At 59.3% G+C, this 22,973-nt stretch carries 21 protein-coding genes; 13 read left to right on the top strand and 8 right to left on the bottom strand.

Annotated features, from left to right (window positions below):
• The first annotated feature begins 158 nt into the window (after window positions 1–158).
• The 9 genes from bioF (at window position 159) to ACMXYI_RS04350 (ending at window position 11,384) form a co-directional block, all read left to right on the top strand.
• A complete protein-coding gene (bioF, locus tag ACMXYI_RS04390) occupies window positions 159–1,337 on the top strand; it encodes an 8-amino-7-oxononanoate synthase (protein ID WP_415771846.1) in 1,179 nt (392 codons plus the stop codon).
• Window positions 1,330–2,061, top strand: a complete 732-nt coding sequence (locus ACMXYI_RS04385; RefSeq protein ID WP_415771844.1) for an alpha/beta fold hydrolase — start codon at window positions 1,330–1,332, stop codon at window positions 2,059–2,061. The genes bioF and ACMXYI_RS04385 overlap by 8 nt, the downstream gene beginning before the upstream one ends.
• Window positions 2,054–2,866, top strand: coding sequence for a malonyl-ACP O-methyltransferase BioC (gene bioC / locus ACMXYI_RS04380; protein WP_415771842.1), 813 nt, complete (start codon window positions 2,054–2,056; stop codon window positions 2,864–2,866). Before ACMXYI_RS04385 ends, bioC begins: the two co-directional genes overlap by 8 nt.
• Complete coding sequence (gene bioD / locus ACMXYI_RS04375) at window positions 2,863–3,543, top strand: dethiobiotin synthase (protein ID WP_415771840.1); 681 nt, start codon at window positions 2,863–2,865, stop codon at window positions 3,541–3,543. Before bioC ends, bioD begins: the two co-directional genes overlap by 4 nt.
• Before the next feature lie 120 nt (window positions 3,544–3,663).
• On the top strand, window positions 3,664–3,960 hold the full coding sequence (locus ACMXYI_RS04370) for a pyrroloquinoline quinone biosynthesis protein PqqE (RefSeq protein ID WP_150658478.1): 297 nt from the start codon (window positions 3,664–3,666) through the stop codon (window positions 3,958–3,960).
• 277 nt (window positions 3,961–4,237) lie between these two features.
• Complete coding sequence (locus ACMXYI_RS04365) at window positions 4,238–6,043, top strand: phenylacyl-CoA dehydrogenase (protein ID WP_415771838.1); 1,806 nt, start codon at window positions 4,238–4,240, stop codon at window positions 6,041–6,043.
• A gap of 198 nt (window positions 6,044–6,241) precedes the next feature.
• Entirely contained in the window at window positions 6,242–7,531 is a 1,290-nt protein-coding gene (locus ACMXYI_RS04360; protein WP_415771836.1) for a GGDEF domain-containing protein, read from the top strand.
• Window positions 7,532–7,621: 90 nt separating this feature from the next.
• Complete coding sequence (locus ACMXYI_RS04355) at window positions 7,622–9,418, top strand: acyl-CoA dehydrogenase C-terminal domain-containing protein (RefSeq protein ID WP_415771835.1); 1,797 nt, start codon at window positions 7,622–7,624, stop codon at window positions 9,416–9,418.
• Between the two features lie 187 nt (window positions 9,419–9,605).
• Complete coding sequence (locus ACMXYI_RS04350; protein ID WP_415771833.1) at window positions 9,606–11,384, top strand: acyl-CoA dehydrogenase C-terminal domain-containing protein; 1,779 nt, start codon at window positions 9,606–9,608, stop codon at window positions 11,382–11,384.
• A 227-nt stretch (window positions 11,385–11,611) separates the two neighbouring features.
• On the opposite strand, the gene ACMXYI_RS04345 is transcribed toward ACMXYI_RS04350, so the two are convergent.
• The gene (locus ACMXYI_RS04345) at window positions 11,612–12,541 is read right to left on the bottom strand and encodes a LysR family transcriptional regulator (protein ID WP_415771831.1); all 930 of its coding nucleotides are present in this window, start codon (window positions 12,539–12,541) and stop codon (window positions 11,612–11,614) included.
• A gap of 169 nt (window positions 12,542–12,710) precedes the next feature.
• On the opposite strand from ACMXYI_RS04345, the gene ACMXYI_RS04340 reads away from it, so the two are divergent.
• The 4 genes from ACMXYI_RS04340 (at window position 12,711) to ACMXYI_RS04325 (ending at window position 15,159) form a co-directional block, all read left to right on the top strand.
• Window positions 12,711–13,994 (top strand): aspartate aminotransferase family protein, encoded by a 1,284-nt coding sequence (locus ACMXYI_RS04340; RefSeq protein WP_415771830.1) that lies wholly within the window; start codon window positions 12,711–12,713, stop codon window positions 13,992–13,994.
• 253 nt (window positions 13,995–14,247) lie between these two features.
• Window positions 14,248–14,604, top strand: coding sequence for a type II toxin-antitoxin system RelE/ParE family toxin (locus ACMXYI_RS04335; RefSeq protein ID WP_415773857.1), 357 nt, complete (start codon window positions 14,248–14,250; stop codon window positions 14,602–14,604).
• The gene (locus tag ACMXYI_RS04330) at window positions 14,597–14,917 is read left to right on the top strand and encodes a helix-turn-helix domain-containing protein (protein ID WP_046052388.1); all 321 of its coding nucleotides are present in this window, start codon (window positions 14,597–14,599) and stop codon (window positions 14,915–14,917) included. The genes ACMXYI_RS04335 and ACMXYI_RS04330 overlap by 8 nt, the downstream gene beginning before the upstream one ends.
• Before the next feature lie 83 nt (window positions 14,918–15,000).
• Window positions 15,001–15,159 carry a YqaE/Pmp3 family membrane protein gene (locus ACMXYI_RS04325; protein ID WP_007904205.1) on the top strand — a complete coding sequence of 53 codons (159 nt, stop codon included), beginning with the start codon at window positions 15,001–15,003 and terminating at the stop codon, window positions 15,157–15,159.
• Between the two features lie 65 nt (window positions 15,160–15,224).
• On the opposite strand, the gene ACMXYI_RS04320 is transcribed toward ACMXYI_RS04325, so the two are convergent.
• From ACMXYI_RS04320 to pqqF, 7 genes are all read right to left on the bottom strand, one after another.
• Window positions 15,225–17,051 (bottom strand): S9 family peptidase, encoded by a 1,827-nt coding sequence (locus ACMXYI_RS04320; RefSeq protein WP_415771828.1) that lies wholly within the window; start codon window positions 17,049–17,051, stop codon window positions 15,225–15,227.
• Window positions 17,017–18,171 (bottom strand): pyrroloquinoline quinone biosynthesis protein PqqE, encoded by a 1,155-nt coding sequence (gene pqqE, locus ACMXYI_RS04315; protein WP_415773855.1) that lies wholly within the window; start codon window positions 18,169–18,171, stop codon window positions 17,017–17,019. Before pqqE ends, ACMXYI_RS04320 begins: the two co-directional genes overlap by 35 nt.
• Window positions 18,164–18,439 (bottom strand): pyrroloquinoline quinone biosynthesis peptide chaperone PqqD, encoded by a 276-nt coding sequence (gene pqqD / locus ACMXYI_RS04310; protein WP_415771827.1) that lies wholly within the window; start codon window positions 18,437–18,439, stop codon window positions 18,164–18,166. Before pqqD ends, pqqE begins: the two co-directional genes overlap by 8 nt.
• Window positions 18,436–19,188 carry a pyrroloquinoline-quinone synthase PqqC gene (gene pqqC / locus ACMXYI_RS04305; protein WP_415771826.1) on the bottom strand — a complete coding sequence of 251 codons (753 nt, stop codon included), beginning with the start codon at window positions 19,186–19,188 and terminating at the stop codon, window positions 18,436–18,438. Before pqqC ends, pqqD begins: the two co-directional genes overlap by 4 nt.
• A 139-nt stretch (window positions 19,189–19,327) precedes the next feature.
• A complete protein-coding gene (gene pqqB, locus ACMXYI_RS04300; protein WP_415771824.1) occupies window positions 19,328–20,239 on the bottom strand; it encodes a pyrroloquinoline quinone biosynthesis protein PqqB in 912 nt (303 codons plus the stop codon).
• Window positions 20,240–20,314: 75 nt separating this feature from the next.
• Window positions 20,315–20,389 (bottom strand): pyrroloquinoline quinone precursor peptide PqqA, encoded by a 75-nt coding sequence (pqqA, locus tag ACMXYI_RS04295; protein WP_009045898.1) that lies wholly within the window; start codon window positions 20,387–20,389, stop codon window positions 20,315–20,317.
• 155 nt (window positions 20,390–20,544) lie between these two features.
• Entirely contained in the window at window positions 20,545–22,965 is a 2,421-nt protein-coding gene (gene pqqF, locus ACMXYI_RS04290; RefSeq protein ID WP_415771822.1) for a pyrroloquinoline quinone biosynthesis protein PqqF, read from the bottom strand.
• Between the last annotated feature and the right edge of the window lie 8 nt (window positions 22,966–22,973).

The following is a 22,973-nucleotide window of genomic DNA, read 5'->3' as shown; positions in this document are numbered from 1 at the left end:
ATTCCTCTGAAGGAATGCAAAACACTGTGGGAGCGAGCTTGCTCGCGAAAGCGTCAGTACAGTCGACATCAATGTTGAATGTTATGGCCTCATCGCGAGCAAGCTCGCTCCCACAGGTTCTGCAACATTGCTTTTGAATTCTGACCCGTGAGGCCTGCATGTCTTTCGATCTCGCCGCACGCCTTGCTGCCCGTCGTGCCGAAAATCTCTACCGCCAACGCCCATTGCTCGAAAGCCCTCAAGGCCCGGAAGTGGTGGTCGATGGTCAGCCGTTGCTGGCGTTCTGTAACAACGACTACCTGGGGCTGGCCAATCACCCGCAAGTGATCGAAGCCTGGCGCGCCGGTGCGGCCCGTTGGGGCGTCGGCGGCGGGGCGTCGCATTTGGTCATCGGCCACAGCAGCCCGCATCACGCGCTGGAAGAGGCCCTGGCCGATTTCACCGGTCGTCCGCGCGCTCTGTTGTTCACCACCGGTTACATGGCCAACCTCGGCGCGGTCACCGCGCTGATCGGGCAGGGCGATACGGTGCTGGAAGACCGGCTCAATCACGCGTCCCTGCTGGATGCGGGTCTGTTGTCCGGAGCGCGCTTCAATCGCTATCTGCACAACGACGCGGCGAGTCTGGCCAAGCGTCTCGAGAAGGCGACCGGAAATACCCTGGTGGTCACCGACGGCGTGTTCAGCATGGACGGCGACATCGCCGACCTGCCGGCGTTGGCTCGGGAGGCGAAAGCCAAAGGCGCATGGTTGATGGTTGATGACGCTCACGGCTTTGGCCCGCTGGGCGCCAATGGCGGCGGGATCGTCGAGCATTTCGGTCTGAGTCAGGAAGACGTGCCGGTTTTGGTCGGCACCCTCGGCAAGGCATTCGGTACGGCCGGGGCTTTTGTCGCCGGCAGCGAAGAGCTGATCGAGAGCCTGATCCAGTTCGCCCGTCCCTACATTTACACCACCAGCCAGCCACCGGCGCTGGCCTGCGCGACGCTGAAAAGCCTCGAATTGCTGCGCACTGAACACTGGCGTCGTGAGCATCTGAAGACGCTCATTACCCAATTCCGCCATGGCGCCGAGCAAATCGGCCTGGAGTTGATGGACAGCTTCACGCCGATCCAGCCGATCATGATCGGTGATGCCGGTCGTGCAGTTCGACTGTCGCAGATGCTGCGCGAACGCGGTCTGATGGTGACGGCGATCCGTCCCCCGACCGTGCCCGCCGGCAGCGCTCGACTGCGGGTGACCCTGACCGCCGCGCACAGCGAGGCGCAGGTACAGCTATTGTTAAATGGACTGGCCGATTGTTTTCAACAACTGGGACCGGAGCCAAGCCATGCGTGATCGTCTGATTCTGCTGCCCGGCTGGGGCCTCGGAATTTCTCCCCTTGAGCCCTTGGCGGCAGCGTTACAAGGGCTGGATGAACACTTGCGGGTCGAGATCGAGCCGTTGCCGGAACTGGAATCGAGCGATCTTGAGGAGTGGCTCGATGAGCTGGATTCGACGTTGCCTCAGGACGCCTGGCTCGGCGGCTGGTCGCTCGGCGGCATGCTCGCTTCAGAGTTGGCGGCGCGGCGCGGCGATCGCTGCTGCGGCTTGCTGACCCTGGCGAGCAATCCTTCTTTTGTCGCCCATGAGCAATGGCCAAGCGCGATGCCTGCCGAAACCTTCGATGCGTTTCTGGCCGGCTGCAAGGCTGACCCGCGCATGACGTTGAAACGTTTCTCGCTGCTCTGCGCTCAGGGTGCCGAAGACCCGCGCGGGTTGTCTCGGCTGTTGCTCGGTGGCGCGCCACACACTTCGGCAGAGGTATTGATGAGCGGCTTGGAGTTGCTCGCACAACTGGATACCCGCCAGGCTTTGCAGGTGTTCCGCGGCCCGCAACTGCACTTGTTCGCCGGCCTCGATGGACTGGTACCAGCCGAAGCGGCGGGCGACCTGCTGACGTTGCTGCCGGATGTTGAAATTGGTCTGATCGAGCAGGCCAGTCACGCGTTTCTTCTGGAAGACCCTCACGGTGTGGCGGGGGGGATTCAGGCCTTTTTGCATGAGTCCGGTGATGACTGATTTATCCCTTCCCAACCTGCCCGGCGGTTTGCCCGACAAACGCCAGGTGGCGGCATCCTTTTCCCGCGCGGCGGCAAGCTACGACAGCGTGGCCGAATTTCAGCGCGATGTTGGCAGTGAATTGTCGAGTCGTTTGCCGGAGGGCTTCGTGCCGGGTGTCTGGCTGGATCTGGGCTGCGGCACCGGGCATTTCAGCCGTGCATTGGGCGAGCGATTTCCTGCCGGTCACGGACTGGCGCTGGACATCGCCGAAGGCATGCTCAATCACGCCCGGCCATTGGGCGGTGCAACGCATTTCATCGCCGGCGATGCCGAGCGGTTGCCGTTGCAGGATTCGACCTGCGATCTGATCTTCTCCAGTCTGGCGGTGCAGTGGTGTTCGGACTTCGCTTCGGTGCTCAGTGAAGCCAATCGCGTATTAAAACCTGGCGGAATTTTCGCGTTTGCTAGTCTGTGCGTGGGCACACTGTTCGAGCTGCGGGACAGCTGGCGTCAGGTGGATGGCATGGTGCACGTCAATCGCTTCCGCGAGTTCGGGGTTTATCAACAGCTTTGCGCGGACAGTGGGCTGAGCGTCGCGAGCCTGGAAACCCGACCGCACGTGTTGCATTACCCGGATGTGCGCAGCCTGACCCATGAGCTGAAGGCGCTGGGTGCACACAACCTGAACCCCGGTCGGCCGGGTGGTTTGACCGGCAGGGCGCGGATCCTCGGATTGATCGAGGCTTATGAGCAGTTTCGTCAGGCCGAAGGATTGCCGGCGACTTATCAAGTGGTCTACGCCGTGTTGGAGAAACCTTTATGAGCGCAGCCTATTTCATCACTGGCACTGACACCGATGTCGGCAAGACCACCATTGCCGCAGGTTTGTTGCATGCCGCGCGGTCAGCCGGTTTGAGCACGGCGGCGGGCAAGCCGGTCGCCTCCGGTTGCGATGTGACGCCCAAGGGCTTGCGCAATGCCGATGCCTTGGCGTTGCTGGCGCAGTGCTCCGTGCCTTTGACTTATGCACAGGTCAACCCTATGGCGTTCGAACCACCGATCGCACCGCATCTGGCAGCGCGGGAGGCCGGCGTGGCATTGACGGTGCAATCACTGTTGACGCCCATGCAGGAAATTCTCGATATGCAGGCGGACTTCACCTTGATCGAAGGTGCTGGAGGCTGGCGAGTGCCGTTGGCGGACCAGGACAATCTGTCGGACCTGGCGATGGCGCTGGATCTGCCGGTGATCCTGGTGGTGGGCGTGCGCCTGGGTTGCATCAACCATGCGCTGCTGACGGCCGAGGCGATTGCTCAGGACGGTTTGCAGTTGGCGGGGTGGGTGGCCAATATCATCGATCCGAAGACTTCGCGTCTGGAAGAAAACCTCGCGACACTCGCTGAGCGGATCCCGGCACCGTGCCTTGGGCGAGTGCCGAAACTCAAGTTGGTGACGGCTGAAGCGGTGGCGGAGCATCTGCAACTGGATCTACTGGACTGAGTTTTCTGGCAAGGGTTTTAACTATGACAAGGCACTGTGCCATTAGTGTTTTTGTCGGGCCTTTTGTCAGTGGGTCTGCTTCAATGGCCGCTGTTGATCCTTTGTAGGACGAGTTCTCCCATGGAAATCTCAGGAAACACCGCTTTTTATGCCGGTCTGAGCACTATTCAGACAGGGCAGAACCGTGTCGATCAGGCCTCTGGCCAGATCGCCAACACGACGATCGAGCGTTCGGTGACCAGCCAGTCTTCCGAGGCTCAGGTTGATCGTCTGCGTTCGGTAGATCGCAGTCAGCAGTCGGACCTGGCCAGCAATATGGTCGAGATGTCCCAAGGCAAATTTCAGGTTGAACTGGGTGTCAAAGTCGCCAAGGCATCCGACGAAGTGCTCGGTACGCTGATTGATACTTTCGCTTGATCCCTCGCTGAATCCGTTCCCTCAACGCCGCGACTATTCGCGGCGTTTTTCTGCGTAAGTCCTTCTCGCTCAACTAATCTCTTTTGCACAGCGTATTGCTCAGGCGACGGTGTTGCGTGGCTGTGGGTCTGGTATTTGCCTCAGGTGATGACGAACGGCAAAAGATCGGCGCTTGACAAGATTTAGGCGTAAACGTATGTTTCAAACAACTGTTTGACCGCAACAACAAATCAACGCGGTCGTTCATTCCCGGTTACATCAGCAGAGGTTTATCGCTATGCCTGACTACAAGGCCCCCTTGCGTGATATTCGCTTCGTTCGTGACGAACTGCTCGGCTACGAAGCGCACTATCAGAGCCTTCCGGCTTGTGCAGACGCAACTCCTGACATGGTTAGCGCCATTCTCGAAGAAGGCGCCAAGTTTTGTGAGCAGGTGCTGGCTCCGCTGAACCGCGTGGGTGACACCGAAGGCTGCACCTGGAGCGAGTCCGGCGTTAAAACCCCGACAGGCTTCAAAGAAGCCTACAAACAATTCGTCGAAGGCGGCTGGCCAAGCCTGGCTCACGACGTAGAGCACGGCGGCCAAGGCCTGCCGGAGTCTCTGGGTCTGGCTGTCAGCGAAATGGTTGGCGAAGCCAACTGGTCGTGGGGCATGTACCCAGGCCTGTCCCATGGCGCGATGAACACCATTTCCGAGCACGGCACGCCTGAGCAGCAAGAGGCTTACCTGACCAAACTGGTTTCCGGCGAATGGACCGGCACCATGTGCCTGACCGAACCGCACTGCGGCACCGACCTGGGCATGCTGCGCACCAAGGCTGAACCTCAGGCCGACGGTTCCTACAAAGTCTCCGGCACCAAGATCTTCATCTCGGCCGGTGAACACGACATGGCCGACAACATCGTCCACATCGTGCTGGCACGTCTGCCGGATGCACCGGCTGGCACCAAAGGCATTTCGCTGTTCATCGTTCCCAAGTTCATGCCGAACGAAGACGGTTCGGTCGGCGCACGCAACGCTGTGACCTGTGGTTCCCTGGAACACAAGATGGGCATCCACGGTAACGCCACCTGCGTGATGAACTTCGACGCGGCCACCGGTTACCTGATTGGCCCGGCGAACAAAGGCCTGAACTGCATGTTCACCTTCATGAACACCGCACGTCTGGGCACCGCGCTGCAAGGTCTGGCTCACGCCGAGATCGGCTTCCAGGGCGGTCTGAAATACGCTCGCGATCGCCTGCAAATGCGCTCCCTGACTGGCCCGAAAGCGCCAGAAAAAGCGGCTGACCCGATCATCGTTCACCCTGACGTACGTCGCATGCTGTTGACCATGAAGGCGTTCGCCGAAGGCAACCGCGCGATGGTTTACTTCACCGCCAAGCAAGTCGACATCGTGAAATACGGCGTGGACGAAGAAGAGAAGAAGAAAGCCGACGCACTGCTGGCCTTCATGACGCCGATCGCCAAAGCCTTCATGACTGAAGTCGGCTTCGAATCCGCCAACCACGGCGTGCAAATCTACGGCGGCCACGGCTTCATCGCCGAGTGGGGCATGGAGCAGAACGTTCGCGACAGCCGTATTTCGATGCTGTACGAAGGCACCACCGGTATCCAGGCTCTCGATCTGCTGGGCCGTAAAGTGCTGATGACTCAAGGCGAAGCCCTGAAAAGCTTCACCAAGATCGTCCACAAGTTCTGCCAGACCAACGAAGGCAACGAAGCAGTCAAAGAGTTCGTCGAGCCATTGGCTGCGTTGAACAAAGAGTGGGGCGAGCTGACCATGAAGGTCGGTATGGCTGCCATGAAAGACCGCGAAGAAGTCGGCGCGGCGTCGGTGGACTACCTGATGTACTCCGGTTACGCCTGCCTGGCTTACTTCTGGGCTGACATGGCGCGTCTGGCTGCCGAGAAACTGGCTGCCGGCACCACCGAAACGGCGTTCTACACCGCCAAGCTGCAGACTGCGCGCTTCTACTTCCAGCGCATCCTGCCGCGTACCCGCACTCACGTTGTAACCATGCTGTCGGGCGCTAACAACCTGATGGACATGAAAGAAGAAGACTTCGCGCTGGGTTACTAAGTCCCACGCTGTCGCTTCATAAAGCCGCTGCTTCCTCGGGAGCAGCGGCTTTTTTGTGCGCGATATCTACGCGTAAATATTCCCGACTAAAACGCTAAGAAGAATGCCTTTGCTGCCGTTAAAGAGGGTGGCGATGTGACATGTCGCTCGAAGAGAAGGCACAATGCCATCCTTGTTTGCCGGGTCGGAGCTTTACCCTTGCCGCGTTCCTCCGCTGTACGTTTCAGCCATTTCCTGCCGTCATTACTGCTTTTGCTCGCGGGGCTGGCGGCTGCGTACGTGAAGGATTTGAACGTCTTTTTCACCTCGCTGTTCAACGTCCTGCCAACCCTGGTGCTGTTGCTCGGCGGTGCTTACTGCGCGGTTTACCGACGTCAGCGTGAACTGTTTCTGATGGTCACGGTGTACATCGCCTACTTCCTGCTCGACACCCAGACCGACTATTACCGCGACAACGGCAAGGTTCGTGAAGACGCCGCTGTAGTCTTCCATCTGTGCTGCCTGTTGCTGCCGTTGCTCTATGGTGTGTTCGCCGGCTGGCAGGAACGCACGCACTTGTTCCAGGACATGGTGGCGCGCTTCGCCGTGTTGCTGGCCTTCGGTAGCGTGGCGTTGGGACTGGAACAAAGTTACCCGCAGGCGCTGTTGATGTGGCTGTCGGAGATCCGCTGGCCAGCGTTGCATGGCGCCTGGATGAGCCTGATCCAGTTGTCTTATCCAGTGTTCTTCGCCTCGTTTGCCTTACTGGCCTGGCAATACTGGCGCAACCCGAGACCCTTGCATGCTGCCCAACTGGTGGGCTTGCTCGGGTTGTTCTGGATGTTGCCGAAAACCTTCATCCTGCCGTTCACCCTGAACATCATGTGCAGCCAGGTGATGTTGATGATTGCCGCAGCGGTCGCCCATGAGGCCTATCAAATGGCCTTTCGCGACGAGCTAACCGGCCTGCCGGGGCGCCGCGCCTTGAACGAGCGTATGCAGCGGTTGGGGCGCAATTATGTGCTGGCGATGAGTGACGTCGATCACTTCAAGAAATTCAATGACACCCACGGTCACGATGTCGGCGATCAGGTACTGCGACTTGTCGCCAGCAAGCTGTCGAAAATCGGTGGAGGCGGTAGGGCGTATCGCTACGGCGGTGAGGAATTCGCCCTGGTATTCGCAGGCAAGACTCTTGAAGAGTGTATGCCGCACCTGGAAGTCATCCGCGAATCCATCGCCACCTACAACATTCAACTGCGCAATCAGGACAGCCGTCCTCAGGACGACCAGCAAGGTCGTCAACGTCGCGCAGGCTCGGGTGCCTCAAGTGTGTCGGTCACCGTCAGCATCGGCGTGGCCGAACGACTGGAACAGCGCACCCCCGAAAAAGTGCTCAAGTCCGCTGACGAGGCGCTCTACAGTGCCAAGGGCGCGGGGCGCAACTGTGTGGTGGCATTCGGTCAAAACCGTCGTGGCGCGGTGCGCATGGACGCCGCTACTGATTGAGTGATGATGGCGCATTCAGCGTCTGGACTGTGATTGTGAGGCCGGGTGTGCGGCAGTAGGTTTGGGGAATCTGCTGACGGAGAAATGACCATGCCTGAGTACAAAGCTCCCCTGCGCGACATGCGCTTTCTGATCGACCACGTCTTCGATTTTCACAGCAACTACGCCGCGCTGGGCGCCACCGACGCCAGTCCAGACATGGTCAATGTGATCCTCGAAGAAGGTGCAAAATTCTGTGAGAACGTTCTCGCACCGCTGAACCGCAGCGGCGACGAAGAAGGCTGCCATTTCGACAATGGCGTGGTGACTACGCCTACAGGCTTCAAGCAGGCCTTCGCACAATACGTTGAAGGTGGCTGGCACGGTCTGGCGGCTGATCCGGATTACGGTGGCCAGGGTTTGCCGAGCTCACTGGGGCTGGTCATCAGCGAAATGGTCGGCTCCAGCAACACCTCCTGGGGCATGTACCCCGGCCTGACTCACGGCGCGATGTCGGCGATCCACGCCCATGGCACTGATGAACAGAAACGGACTTACCTGAGCAAACTCACCGCAGGCCAATGGACCGGCACCATGTGCCTGACCGAAGCCCATTGCGGCACTGACCTGGGCATCATCAAAACCCGCGCCGTGCCTGCGGCCGACGGCAGCTACGCGATCTCCGGCAGCAAGATTTTCATCTCCGCCGGCGAGCACGACATGAGTGAAAACATCATTCACCTGGTGCTGGCGAAACTGCCGGATGCTCCGGCAGGCACCAAGGGCATTTCGCTGTTTATCGTTCCTAAATTCCTACCCAATGACGAGGGTGAGGCGGGCGAACGTAATGGCGTTTCCTGTGGCTCGATCGAACACAAAATGGGCATCAAGGCCTCGGCCACCTGCGTGCTGAATTTCGACGACGCCAAGGGCTTCTTGATCGGTGAGCCGAACAAGGGCCTGAATTGCATGTTCACCATGATGAACCATGCACGACTGGGCACCGGCATGCAGGGTTTGTGTCTGGGGGAGGCGAGCTTTCAGGGCGCGATCAAGTACGCCAACGACCGTCTGCAGATGCGTGCGCTGACCGGCCCGAAAGCACCGGATAAACCTGCCGACCCGATCATCGTTCATCCTGATGTGCGCAGGATGTTGCTGACGATGAAGGCCTTCAACGAAGGCAACCGGGCACTGACTTACTTCACTGCGCAGCTGCTGGACGTGGCGCATCTGAGCCCGGATGAAACGGCGCGTCAGGATGCCGAAGACCTGCTGGCGTTTCTCACGCCGATCTGCAAAGCCTTCATGACCGATACCGGACTGGAAGTGACCAACCACGGCATGCAGGTATTCGGTGGTCACGGTTTTATCCGCGAGTGGGGGATGGAGCAGTTGGTTCGTGACTGCCGGATCGCCCCGATCTACGAAGGCACCAATGGCATTCAGGCGCTGGACTTGCTTGGCAGAAAAGTCCTCGGCAGCCAGGGGAAATTGCTGCGCGGATTCACCAAAATCGTTCACAAGTTCTGTGCGGCAAACGCGGGACATCCGCAACTCGCCAGCTACGTGGCGCAGCTCAACGATCTGAATCAGCAGTGGGGAGAGGTGACCACCAAGGTCGGCATGGCGGCGATGAAAAATCCGGATGAGGTCGGCGCGGCTTCGGTGGATTACCTGATGTACAGCGGTTACATCATCCTCGGCTATCTGTGGCTGCGCATGGCGCTGGTCGCTCAGGCGCAGCTCGATTCTGGCAGCGGCGAGGCCGATTACTGCCAGGCAAAACTGGCAACCAACGAGTTTTACTTCAAGCGTTTGCTGCCACGCACGGCGGCTCATCGGGCGGCCATCGAGGCGGGCAGCGATTGTCTGATGAACCTGCCTGCGGAGTTATTCGCACTATAGTGTTTCAAGCCGACATAAAAGAGCCCGCCGAGTTGCGGGCTTCTTTAATGGTTCGATTTCCAGTGACTAAAAATAACAAAACGGTCATGAGCTGACCCTATGTGTCGTAAAAGTTGTTGGGTTACACTCAAACCCAACGAAAGCACCACTCCTACGAATCACCTGTTTAGATCTTGCGAGGTTTGCCATGGCTGACTACAAAGCGCCCCTGCGCGATATGCGCTTCGTCCTCAATGAAGTTTTCGAGGTCGCCAAACTCTGGGCCGAGCTGCCAGCGCTGGCCGAGACTGTCGATGCTGAAACGGTCGAAGCCATTCTTGAAGAGGCCGGCAAGGTCACCAGCAAAAGCATCGCGCCCCTGAGCCGTGCGGCTGACGAAGAGGGTTGCCATTGGGCGGACGGTGCCGTCACCACGCCGGCCGGTTTCCCACAGGCTTATCAGACTTACGCTGAGGGCGGTTGGGTTGGTGTCGGTGGTGATCCGACCTACGGCGGCATGGGCATGCCCAAGGCTGTTTCGGCTCAGGTCGAAGAAATGGTCAACTCCGCGAGCCTGTCGTTTGGTCTGTATCCGATGTTGACCGCGGGCGCCTGCCTGTCGATCAACGCCCACGCCAGCGAAGAGCTGAAAGCCGCATACCTGCCGAACATGTACGCCGGCGTCTGGGCCGGCTCCATGTGCCTGACCGAGCCGCATGCTGGTACTGACCTGGGCATCATCCGCACCAAGGCCGAGCCTCAGGCCGACGGTTCCTACAAAGTCAGCGGCACCAAGATCTTCATCACCGGCGGTGAGCACGACCTGACCGAGAACATCATTCATCTGGTGCTGGCCAAGCTACCGGACGCACCGGCGGGGCCGAAAGGCATTTCGCTGTTCCTGGTGCCGAAGTTCATGGTCAATGCCGATGGCAGCCTGGGCGCACGCAACCCGGCGAACTGCGGTTCGATCGAACACAAGATGGGCATCCAGGCGTCCGCGACCTGTGTGATGAACTTCGACGAGGCCGTGGGTTACCTGGTCGGCGAGCCAAACAAAGGCTTGGCGGCGATGTTCACCATGATGAACTACGAGCGCCTGGGCGTGGGTATTCAAGGCCTGGCGACCGGCGAGCGCTCCTACCAGAACGCCGTCGAATACGCCCGCGACCGCCTGCAAAGCCGTTCGCCGACCGGCGCGCAGAACAAGGATAAGGTCGCTGACCCGATCATCGTCCACCCGGACGTGCGTCGCATGTTGTTGACCATGAAAGCCTCGAACGAAGGCGGTCGTGCCTTCTCGACGTACGTTGCCATGCAACTGGACACCGCCAAGTTCAGCGAAGACGCCACCACGCGCAAACGTGCGGAAGACCTGGTGGCCTTGCTGACTCCGGTGGCCAAGGCGTTCCTGACCGATCTCGGTCTGGAAACCACAGTGCATGGCCAGCAGATCTTCGGTGGTCACGGTTACATCCGTGAGTGGGGCCAGGAACAACTGGTTCGCGACGTGCGCATCACCCAGATCTACGAAGGTACCAACGGCATTCAGGCACTGGACCTGGTCGGACGCAAGATCGTCGGTACCGGTGGGGCGTTCTACAACCTGTTTGCCGACGAGATCCGCCATTTCACCGCGACCGCCAGTGCTGATCTGGCCGAGTTCACCAAACCGCTGAACGATGCCGTGACCACCCTCGACGAACTGACCGCCTGGCTGCTCGACCGGGCGAAAAGCAACCCGAACGAAATCGGCGCTGCCTCGGTCGAGTATCTGCAAGCATTCGGTTACGTGTCGTATGCCTACATGTGGGCACTGATGGCCAAGGCCGCTTTTGGCAAAGAGGCGCAGGACGATTTCTACGCGAGCAAATTGGGCACGGCGCGCTTCTATTTCGCACGTCTGCTGCCGCGCATTCACTCGTTGAGCGCATCGGTGAAGGCCGGTAGCGAGTCGTTGTTCCTGCTGGACGCAGGGCAGTTCTGACGATGTAACGTTATGTAAGCATTCTCTTACATAACGTGCTGCTTTTCTCCCATAGATGAAGATTGGATCCACAGCTAATCTACTTCACATGGACGTCGCGCAGGAAGCGCAAAGCAACAACACGGACACGTAGGATTCTGCCAGGATGGCGGAGTGAAATGGATGTCAGGGAAACAGTCTGCAAAGCCCCGCTTCGGCGGGGTTTTCTTTTGTCTGCAGAAAAGTGTTCAGCTCAGCCCATCGATGGTTGTCGAGTTGTTCAAGCGCTCATCCGGTCGATTCATCACTTCCTCGAGTAATGTCCGCAATAAGCCCAGCGAGGCTTGTTGGCGCTGCACATCGCGACACACCAGTCCAACTTTCAGCGGCACTCGCGGTTCGGTCAGCGGCTTCCACAGCAGTTCCTTATTACCGTGAGCCTGTTGCGATCGCCCCGGCAGCACCGTTGCCAATCGCGTATGCGGCAGGCTGTCGAGAATCCCCGCCATGTTATTCAGCTCGGCCTGCACTTGCGGGCGTCGACCCAGGCTGGCCAGTTGTGTCTGCCACATCTGGCGCACCTGAAACTCTTCACCCAACAGCAACATCGGTAGCTCGGCGGCCTGACTCATGGACACTTTCTTGAATTCCCGCAACGGGTGATCCGCCGGGATGACCAGGGTCAGTTCGTCTTCGTACAGCATCACGCCGTGCAACCCCGGCTGACGAGGAGGCAGATAGCTGATGCCAATGTCCAGCGAGCCATTGAGCAAGCGCCGCTCGATTTCCAGCCCCGTCAGTTCATAGATCTGCACCACCAAATGCGGCTGCGCCTTGCGCACGCGTTCGAGCATCTGCGGTACCAGGCTGGTGTGGACGGTTTGCAATACACCGATGGCCAACGTGCGCAGTGCCTGTCCCTTGAAATTGCCCAAGGCTTCCCGTGCCCGCTGCAATCCATCCAGCAAGGGCAGTGCATGGTTGTACAAAGTATGAGCAGCCAGGGTTGGCAGCAGACGTTTGCTGCTGCGTTCGAACAAGCTCACATCGAGGTTTTGTTCGAGGTGGCGAATCTGCTGGGACAGCGCCGGTTGGGAGATTGAAAGCCGCTCGGCAGCCCGGCCCACATGACCTTCTTCGTAGACCGCGACGAAATAACGCAGTTGCTTGAAATCCATAAGTAATGCTTATCGAAAATGCTGGGAAATCGAAATGGCTCAAGGCCTTTGCTGGGCCTAGTCTAACCGCATTCACAAGGCTTACAGGGCCACAGAGTGCGATGAATACCGTTTGCTTCGAGGGTGTTTACATAGGTAAGGCAAAAAACCTCGCGCGAGGTTTGCTCAGATGAACCTGTTTAATTTGCGGCGCAATCCTCCGAGTCTTGATGACCTAGCGGTGGGCACCTCCTGGCCGTCCAAAGACGACAATCTTTCCAGCGAGTGCCTGATGCCCAGTGTCGAGCGACCGAAACAGATATTCGTGCGCGGCCAGGGCTCATGGTTGTGGGACAGCGATGACCGCGCTTATCTGGATTTCTCACAGGGTGGCGGGGCCAATAGCCTCGGACACAGCCCTTCGGTGCTGGTCAACGCCATCGCGGCGCAGTCTCAGTCGCTGATCAACCCCGGTTTCGGCCTGCATAACCGCGGCATGCTCAATCTTGCTGAGCGACTGTGTTCCGGCACCGGGAGTGATCAGGCGTACCTGCTCAACAGCGGTAGCGAAGCCTGTGAAGCGGCGATCAAACTGGCGCGCAAATGGGGCCAACGGCATCGTGGCGGGGCTTCGCGGATCATCGTTGCCCACAACGGTTGCCACGGTCGTAGTCTGGGGACGATTTCGGCGTCGGACAGTTCGAATCTGACTAACCGATTCGAGCCGCTGCTTCCGGGCTTCAGTCACGTGCCGTTCAATGACCTTGCGGCCTTACATGCGGCTGTCGACGCCCGGACCGTGGCGATCATGCTCGAACCGATCCAGAGCGAAGCCGGGGTGATACCGGCCACCGAGCATTACCTCAAAGGGGTCGAGCGCCTGTGCCGTGAGCTGGGCATTCTGCTGATCTTTGACGAAGTGCAAACCGGTATCGGTCGTTGCGGCACTTTGCTTGCCGAACAATCCTACGGCGTGCGGGCGGATATCGTTGTTCTGGGTAAAGGGCTGGGCGGTGGCGTGCCATTGGCAGCGTTGCTGGCGCGGGGTAAAGCCTGCTGTTTCGACGTCGGTGAAGTGACAGGAACTCATCATGGCAATGCGCTGATGACGGCGGCCGGTCTTGCCATCCTCGACAGCGTGCAGGACAAGGGGTTTCTCGATCATGTCAGGGAAACCGGTCAGCACCTGGGCGAAGGTCTGCGGCGTTTATCCCATCGCTATGGTCACGGCGAGTTGCGCGGGCGAGGTCTGTTCTGGGGGCTTACCTTGCCCGACGAATCGGCTGACGCCGTCGTCAAAGCGGCGTTGTACGAAGGCTTGCTGCTCAACGCTCCGCAGCCTGATTGCCTGCGCTTTACCCCGGCCCTGACCGTCAGCAAAACCAACATCGACGAAATGCTCCTGCGCCTGGCCCGCGCTTTCTCCCGTGTGCGCACTGCGCAACTGCAGTGCCGCAAAGGGATTGCCGTCTGATCAGACCTGCCCTACACGAATTCCCGAACCGTCTCGCGGTATAGCGCATCGCCCCATGCCTGATTCTTTTGGCGTGGGGCGTTTTTTTGTCTCTGCGTTTTGCCAAATGCATTTCAGTGCTTGAGCGCTAGTGGGATAAATGGCTTTTTAGAGGGTATCGGCAAGGAGTGCCGCGGCCAGCGAAACAATATTTTGGTGGAGCTGGCTTTGATTTCTATACCACTAGGTGGTATGTTTTGTGGAAGGGATGCCAATGTCACCAAGGTTGTTCAAGACAAAGCGTTTTACGATGCAGGCCGGTAAGGCCTGGGTCAGTGATGAAGAGCTTCGGGAGGCATTCACTGAAATGCTTGATGGCCAGGCAGACAATCTCGGTGGAGGGGTCTGGAAAAAACGTTTGAATGCCAACCGCCATCGGTCGATTGTTTTGGCCAGAGGTGGCCGTTACTGGATTTATCAGTTTCTGTATGCCAAGAAAGACCAGAGCAATATCAGTCCGAGGCAGTTGGCCGACTTGCGCGAGTTAGCCAAGATATATGGAGGGCTGACCGAGATGGATATCCAGCGCTTGTTGGATATGAAGGAGTTTGTGGAGATACCTCATGAGTAAAAAATTCAAAAGTGAAATGTCGGAATCGATACACGAGTCAGCCAGTGCCTTGTTTGCAATCGGTGCAATCAGCAAAGCAACCATGCGCGAATTCGATGAATCATGTCTTGCAACGGTTCCAGACGCGATCCCCGCTGAGCAGATCAAAGCGCTACGCGAACGCAACAACGTAAGCCAGCCAGTATTTGCGCGTTATCTGAACACCAGCGCCTCGACAGTTAAACAATGGGAAGCGGGAGACAAGCACCCCAGCGGCATGGCGCTGAAGTTGCTGAGCATCGTTCAGAAACACGGTCTTGAGATACTGGCCTGAAGAACCGCACTGAACCCTGACGAACGGTAAAGGTCGATTAGCTGTAGGCTCACGCGAGCCAACTTTAATCAGGAGCTGACCCCATGGACTTTATTCGCATCATCATCGCCATTCTGTTGCCGCCACTGGGTGTGTTTCTGCAAGTCGGTTTCGCCGGGGCGTTCTGGCTGAATATTCTGCTGACGCTGTGCGGTTACATCCCCGGGATCGTGCATGCGGTGTACATCATCGCCAAGCGCTGAGTTTCGCGGCGTCAGATAGATTGCATTCGCGGGCAAGCCTTGCCCGCGAATGGAACGCTGCGATCTCAGTCCGCCAACGCCATCACCCTTCGATAAAACAACCACTCCTGCTCCAGTGCATGGGCCTGATTGCCTGCCTTGCGAAAGCCATGGCGTTCGTCGGCGTAGTAATGCGCTTCAACCAGAATGCCCTTGTCCTGTAGCGCCGTGACCATGTCGCGGGTCTGTTGCGGCACCACGACGGCGTCCAGTTCTCCCTGAAAGAAAATCACCGGCACACGGATGTTGCCCGCATGCAGCACCGGCGTTCGTGCGGCGTAGCGTTCGGCATCCTGCACCGGGTCGCCGATCAGCCAATCCAGATAATCGCCTTCGAACTTGTGAGTCGTCCGGCCCAGTGCCGCAGGGTCACTGACGCCATACAGGCTGGCGCCGGCGCGAAAGACGTTGTGGAAGGCCAATGCGCACAGGGTCGTGTAACCACCGGCACTGCCACCGCGAATAAACGCCTTGTCGCCGTCGATCAGTCCGCGCTCGGCAAGATGAGCGACGACGTTGCAAGCGTCTTCCACATCTACTTCACCCCAGCTCAAATGCAGCGCTTGCCGATAAGCCCGGCCATAGCCGCTGCTGCCGCGGTAGTTGAGGTCGGCCACGGCGAAGCCACGTTGCGCCCAGTACTGGATACGCGGATCGAGCATGGGGTAGCAGGCCGAAGTCGGACCGCCGTGGATGAACACCACCAGAGGCGGTTTTGCGTCACCGGTCATTGCTGGGTAGAAGAAGCCGTGCGCCTCGCCCGACCCGCTCGGGTAGCGCAGGGTTTGCGGGACGCTGATCTGTTCGGCAGGCAACGGTGCAATACCGCCAGCCAGTGTTTTGACCTGCCGGGTCTGGCGGTCGATGGCAATGACTGACGATGAACTGAGTGGCGAAGCGGCGATGCAGTAAATGAACTGCTCATCCAGTGCGAGAGACCGGAAGCGGCTGTAATCGCCCGTGAAATCTTCACAGGCGTCACCACAAAGGCCCAGTTTGCCAAACCCGTCTTCGGTCCAGCTCGCCAGATAGCGGCCTTCGCTCAGCGGCAACCAGGTGCAGCCACCCAGCTGCCACGGCGCTGGTCCATGATCCGCTGCGGCACTTGGCAGCGGGTTCAAACCGTCTGCCGACTCCACCCAGGGCTGCCAATAGCCACCGCGATCAGTCAGGCAAAACAGACGATCGCTGGTATCGAACCTCGGTTGTTGCAGCGATTCCTCAGCGTCTTCGCCCGCCACGCAACGCGGCAGAACAAAACGGCCATCGTTCTGGCGTTCGGCAACCATCAGGCGAGTCGCGGTCCATGGCTGATCCGGGCGGCTCCATTCGATCCACGCCAATCGTTGTGCGTCGGGACTCAAGGTCGGCGCGGCATAGAAGTCGGCGCCTTCGGCCAGTAGATGACGTACCCCGTCAGCCACATCGATAGCCACCAGTCGATGTCGATCGCGGTTTTCTTCAACCGCCAATACCTGCCCGTTAGCGAACTGCAAATCGCCGTATCGGCAGTCGCCTGAGCTCAGTAACTCAGGCGTCTCGCCGGCCAGCGACTGCCGATACAGCTGTTGGTCCGCCTCGTTGACGAACACTATCCCGTCATCGGTCAGACAGAACGCGCCGCCGCCATATTCGTACACCCGACTGCGCACACTGAAGCCCGCAGGCGTCAGGCAATGCGCCTGGCCGTCACGCCAATGCCAGATCCGGCAGGCGGCGTCCTCGGGCCGGTACTCGTTCCAGAACAAGCCATGTGGGCCGACCTGCAACTCGGCAAAGTCGATGCCGGCCGCAACAGCCTTGGCAGCGCTGAAGGGTTCAGCTTTTAGCGATGAGTCGTGAGTTTCGTTCATTGCGAAAGGCCAGTTGTTCAATGGTCTGGGTCGCGTGTTCGGCTTCTTCGCGAGCCTTCAGGATCACGCCGTGATGTTCCGACTTGCTGCACACCGGGTCGGCGTTGCTCGCGTCACCCGTGAGCATGAATGCCTGGCAGCGACAGCCGCCGAAGTCTTTTTCTTTCTCGTCGCAGGAACGGCACGGCTCGGGCATCCAGTCGTAACCGCGAAAGCGGTTGAAGCCGAACGAGTCGTACCAGATGTGTTGCATACTGTGGTCGCGCACGTTGGGAAACTGCACAGGCATCTGTCGGGCGCCGTGACAGGGCAGGGCGGTTCCGTCCGGTGTGACGGTCAGAAAAATACTGCCCCAGCCATTCATGCAGGCTTTCGGGCGTTCTTCGTAATAGTCCGGGGTGACGAAAATCAGCTTGCACGGATGCCCTTCGGCTTCCAGTTTGGCGCGGTATTCGTTGGTGATGCGTTCGGCGCGGACCAGTTGTTCCTTGGTCGGCAACAGACCGACTCGGTTGAGCTGCGCCCAACCGTAGAACTGGCACGTGGCGAGTTCGACGAAGTCTGCCTCAAGGGCGATGCACAGCTCGATGATCCGGTCGATCTTGTCGATGTTGTGCCGATGGGTCACGAAGTTCAGCACCATCGGATAACCGTGGGCTTTCACCGCGCGGGCCATTTCCAGCTTCTGGGCGAAGGCTTTTTTCGAGCCGGCCAGCAAGTTGTTCACTTGTTCGTCGCTGGCCTGAAAACTGATCTGAATGTGGTCCAGGCCGGCCTTCTTGAAGTCGCTGATTTTCTGCTCGGTCAGGCCGATGCCGGAGGTGATCAGGTTGGTGTAGAAACCCAGCTTGCGCGCCTCGGTGATCAGCTCGGCGAGGTCCTGGCGTACCAGCGGTTCACCGCCGGAGAAGCCTAATTGCGCCGCGCCCATCTCCCGCGCTTCGCGGAACACCTTGATCCACTGCTCGGTACTCAGCTCTTTGCCTTGCTCGGCGAAGTCCAGCGGATTGGAACAGTACGGGCATTGCAGCGGGCAGCGATACGTCAGCTCGGCCAGCAGCCACAAGGGCAGGCCGATTTCCGGTTTGGGCGGTAACTTGTCTGTCGCGGAATCAGGCAAGTTCGATCCAGTGCTGAGCACGGGCGACCTCCATGAATTGCTCGATGTCGTCACCGAGCTCGGGTACGCCGGGGAACTGCGCGTCCAGTTCGGCGATGATCGCCGCGACGTCACGCTCGCCGTCGATCAAACCACCGATCAACGCGGCGCTTTCGTTGAGTTTGATCATGCCTTCCGGGTAGAGCAGCACATGACCTTTCTGCGCCGGTTCGTACTGGTAGCGGTAGCCCTGACGCCAGGTCGGGGTCTTGCTGCGATCAAAACTCATAAGGTGATTCCTTTATGCCAGACCCGTTGCTCGGTCACGCTGTGATACGGCGGGCGTTTCAGTTCGTAGGCCATGCTCATGGCATCGAGCATGCTCCAAAGAATGTCCAGTTTGAACTGGAGAATTTCCAGCATGCGCTCTTGGCCGGCCCGCGTCGTGTAGTGCTGCAAAGTGATCGCCAAGCCGTGTTCCACGTCGCGACGTGCCTGACCCAGACGCGTGCGGAAATACTCGTAACCAGCCGGGTCGATCCACGGGTAATGCTGCGGCCAGCTGTCCAGGCGCGACTGATGGATCTGCGGCGCAAACAGTTCGGTCAGCGAGCTACTGGCGGCTTCCTGCCAACTGGCACGGCGGGCGAAGTTGACGTAGGCATCGACGGCAAAACGTACACCGGGCAGTACCAATTCCTGCGAGCGCAGCTGATCCGGGTCGAGGCCTACGGCCTGGCCCAGACGCAGCCAGGCTTCGATGCCGCCGTCTTCGCCGGGGGCGCCGTCATGGTCGAGCAAACGCTGAATCCACTCACGACGAATCTCGCGGTCCGGGCAGTTGGCGAGGATCGCGGCGTCCTTGAGCGGGATGTTCACTTGATAGTAGAAGCGGTTGGCCACCCAGCCCTGGATCTGTTCGCGCGTCGCCCGGCCTTCATACATCGCCACGTGATACGGGTGATAGATGTGGTAATAGGCGCCCTTGGCGCGCAGGGCCGCTTCGAATTCGCCGGGGGACATTGCTTTGTCAGTCATTTCGGTACTCCGGGTACGACCGGTGGATTCTGATGTGTCAGTTCGGACGTCATCGCGAGCAATCGAGCGTCGACCGGCTGCTCCCACATGGGTATGCGATCAACTGTGGGAGCGAGCTTGCTCGCGATGGGGCCATCCGCTACAGCACAATACTCATGCCGTCGTAGGCCACTTCAACATTGTGCCGAGCCAGTTCTGCACGCTCTGGCGAATCCTCATCAAGAATCGGGTTGGTGTTGTTGATGTGGATAAGCACTTTGCGCTGCTTGGGCAGTTGTTCCAGCACTTCCAGCATGCCGCCGGGGCCGTTCTGCGCCAGGTGACCCATTTCCCGACCGGTGCGGGTGCCGACGCCGCGGCGCTGCATTTCGTCGTCATCCCACATCGTGCCGTCCACCAGCAGGCAATCGCTGCCGGCCATGATCTCCAGCAGCGGTGCGTCGACCTTGCCCAGGCCCGGTGCGTAGAACAGTTTGCCACCGGTGTTGAGGTCTTCAACGATCAGGCCGATGTTGTCGCCCGGGTGCGGGTCGAAACGATGCGGCGAGTACGGCGGGGCGGCGCTGCGCAGCGGCAGCGGGGTGAAGCGCAGGCTCGGGCAGGCCGGGATGGTGAAGCTGCGGTCGAGCTCGATCTGGTTCCAGGTCAGCCCGCCGTTCCAGTGGGTCAGCATGGTGAACAGCGGGAAACCGGTGCTCAGGTCTTCGTGGACCATGTCGGTGCACCAGACCTGGTGCGGGCAACCTTCGCGCAGGCTAAGCAGGCCGGTGGTGTGGTCGATCTGGCTGTCCATCAGGATGATCGCGTTGATGCCGGTATCGCGCAGGGCGCGGCCCGGTTGCATCGGGGCGAAGCTCTGGAGTTGGGCGCGGATGTCCGGCGATGCGTTGCACAACACCCAGTTCACGCCGTTATCGGAAATTGCGATGGACGACTGGGTCCGCGCTTTGGCGTTCAGGCTGCCATCGCGAAAACCGGCGCAGTTCACGCAGTTGCAGTTCCACTGGGGGAAACCACCGCCAGCGGCGGAACCTAGAATCTGGACAAACATGGCCGCTCCATCATTCGAAAACTGAAAATAAAAACGCCTCGGCGAGCCGAGGCGTTGCACTACGCTACAAAAAGATTAGCGGCTTGCGAAGTACATGGTGACTTCAAAGCCGATACGCAGGTCGGTGTAAGCAGGTTTGGACCAGGACATAGAAGCGCTCCTTCAGGTGATGGGACAGTTGAGATCTATACATATAGTCCACCTCCAGCCGGAGATGTTCAGATAGTTAGGTGGCTATGTTACTCAAAATTACAGGGCGATTGGCCGGGAATCTTTGAGAAAGCTAATTGCAGCACCAGTAATGATCATTTTGCCGCTTGCCAAGGCGAGGCCGGGCACGGTCCGCTGGCCAGACAGCGCCAACCGCCTTCGGCCTGATTCAGTCGTTGTGCTGCGGCCAGTAACGTTTCGCGGTCGATCATCAGAATCGTCTGAGGTAGAAGCTCCAGATAATCCGACGAGCGGCCGGCCAGTTTGCCCTGCCAGAGCAGTTCGGCGGCCTGCGCATTGGGCAGTGCCGCGCTATCGAATTGATCGGCCAGTGCCTGGCGCTGGTCGATGAAGGTCTCGTCATTGATGTCTTCGATCATCCCGGCCAATCCGCTCAGGAAGTGTTCGATGTGTTCCAGCAGATACAGAGGGGCGACGCTGGGTGATTGCACGCCGAACAGCAGCCCGGTCTGCCCATGGATCTGCCGCAGGGCGCTGAACACCGCATAGCCGAGCTGCAGTTCTACCCGCAGGCGTTGGTAAAACGGCGTCTGGCAGACGTGAGCCAGCAAGCGCCAGGCGGCTTCGTCAGCGATGTCTGCGGTTGCGGTCGGGCAGAAGAGCAACAAGGCGTGTTCGCTGGACCCGGTATCGACCGCGCTCCACAGATGCTGCGCGTTTATCGGGGAGGGCGGCGTCAGTTGATTGTCCGCAGTGCCTGGCACACGACTCAAGGCAAGGCCCATCGCCGCTTGTGTCTGGGCGGACAGGCCGGTCGCCAGACCGTCCCAGCGTGCGCTCGACCAAAGCTGCATCAAATCGTCCGAGTCAGCGCTGCGCTCAAGGCAGTGATCAGGCAGCGCTTTGAGCAACTGTCGAATCGGCATCAACGCAACGCTCGGCGGCTCTTCTTGCGAGAAACCGGCATCAGGTATTGTCAGTTCTTTCAGCGCATGTTCGAGGACGGTCGCCATCGGCTCCTGTAGCCCGGTCATTTTCAGCAGCCATTCATTGCCCGATGCGCTGAAGGAAAAATCGACACCTGCCTGACGAGCGTCTTCACGCAACGGCTGAAGGCGGTGTTCCAGGCTTGCCTGAAGATTGCTATGAGGTGCAGCGTCCAGACGCCAGCGCAGGTAAACGGCGCCTTCGGCACTGCTATCGGGCAACGCCTGACTGAACTGCATGGGCGAACGTTCGCGACGACCGCGTGAGCGATCCTGGGCAAAGGTCCGCAAACCTCGGTGTTTGCTGGTCTGGCCGCGGATCAGTCCGGCGCTCGGGGCCGGAACCTCAGCGCGTAAAAACGGATTAGGTGTTGGCAGTTGCCATTGGCCGGTGAAGTTATCCACAGCGCCGATTTGTTTCAGGACTTCCTTGAGGGCTGCAACGCCCGATTCGGATAACCCTGTTTCACGCTGTTCGCTGTCCAGTCGGGCCAGTTGCAGAGCGCCGCTGACTTGCTGCTGACGTTGCAGCAGGGCAGCGTATTCATCGCGCAACCCGGTCCAGGGTTGCTGTGAGGCAAAGAATCCAAGCCAATCCAGTAGCTGCTCGCGGATCCCGTTGGCGGGCAATGTGAACTCGATGTGTAACAAGGCTTGCCCAGCGAACTGATACAACGGCGCAGCTTTCAGGCTGTCAGCCAGCCCGCGCTCGCGCAATTGCGCCAGTAGACCACCGGATTTCGCGGCGTTCAGCCAATGACACAGGAACGCCAGCGCCTCGGACGATGAATCGGGCAACGCTTCGAAGGCAAACAGCAGGTCCAGTCGACGTGCTCCAGCCTGTTGATAACTTTTGTCCGAAGAATCCACCAGCGATGTAGGCGCTTGTTGCGGGACTTTTTCCCCTACGGGAATCGCAGCGCTAAAGCGCTGAGCCATCGCCCTCAACTCATCGAGACTCTGCGGCCCGGCCAGGCTCAAGGTCATCTGCCCGGTCTGATAAAACCGCTGATAGAAACCCTGCAAGGCTTGCTGGAACTCAGGTTGCGGCACCGGCAGGCTGTAGCGGTTGCCGGCATGAAACGCCCGCAGCGGATGCGCTGCTGAAAGACCGTCGAACAGCGCGAATTGCTGCTGAGCGGCCGTATCCCGAGACCATGCGACAAACTCTGCGTGCAGCACTTCCCGTTCCCGCCGCTGATCGTCTGGATTCATACGCGGATGAGCGAGCATGTCCGACAGACGTTCCAGTCCCCCGGTAAACGACTGAGGCGGTAACTCGAAAAAGTAGTCCGTGGTGCGTTCGCTGGTCCGCGCATTTACCTGACCGCCATGACTCTGGACGTATGCCATCAGTGCTTGGTCTGCGGGAAAGCGCTCTGTGCCGAGAAACAGCAGGTGTTCGAGAAAGTGCGCCAGCCCAGGCCAGGCTGCCGGCACGTCATGGCTGCCTGCCGCGACGCGCAACGCCGCAGCACTGCGCTTCAAATCGGGAACATGACGCAGCGTCACCCGCAGACCGTTGGCCAGGGTTTCAGTGTGAAGGTGGGGGTGGTTCAGCGCAGGCATGAGCACTT

The sequence above is a fragment of the Pseudomonas lyxosi genome (genome assembly GCF_047758685.1).
Classification (GTDB): Bacteria; Pseudomonadota; Gammaproteobacteria; order Pseudomonadales; family Pseudomonadaceae; genus Aquipseudomonas; species Aquipseudomonas lyxosi.
Note: the sequence above shows the minus strand (reverse complement) of the source record. Positions and strands in the feature narration are given on the sequence as shown.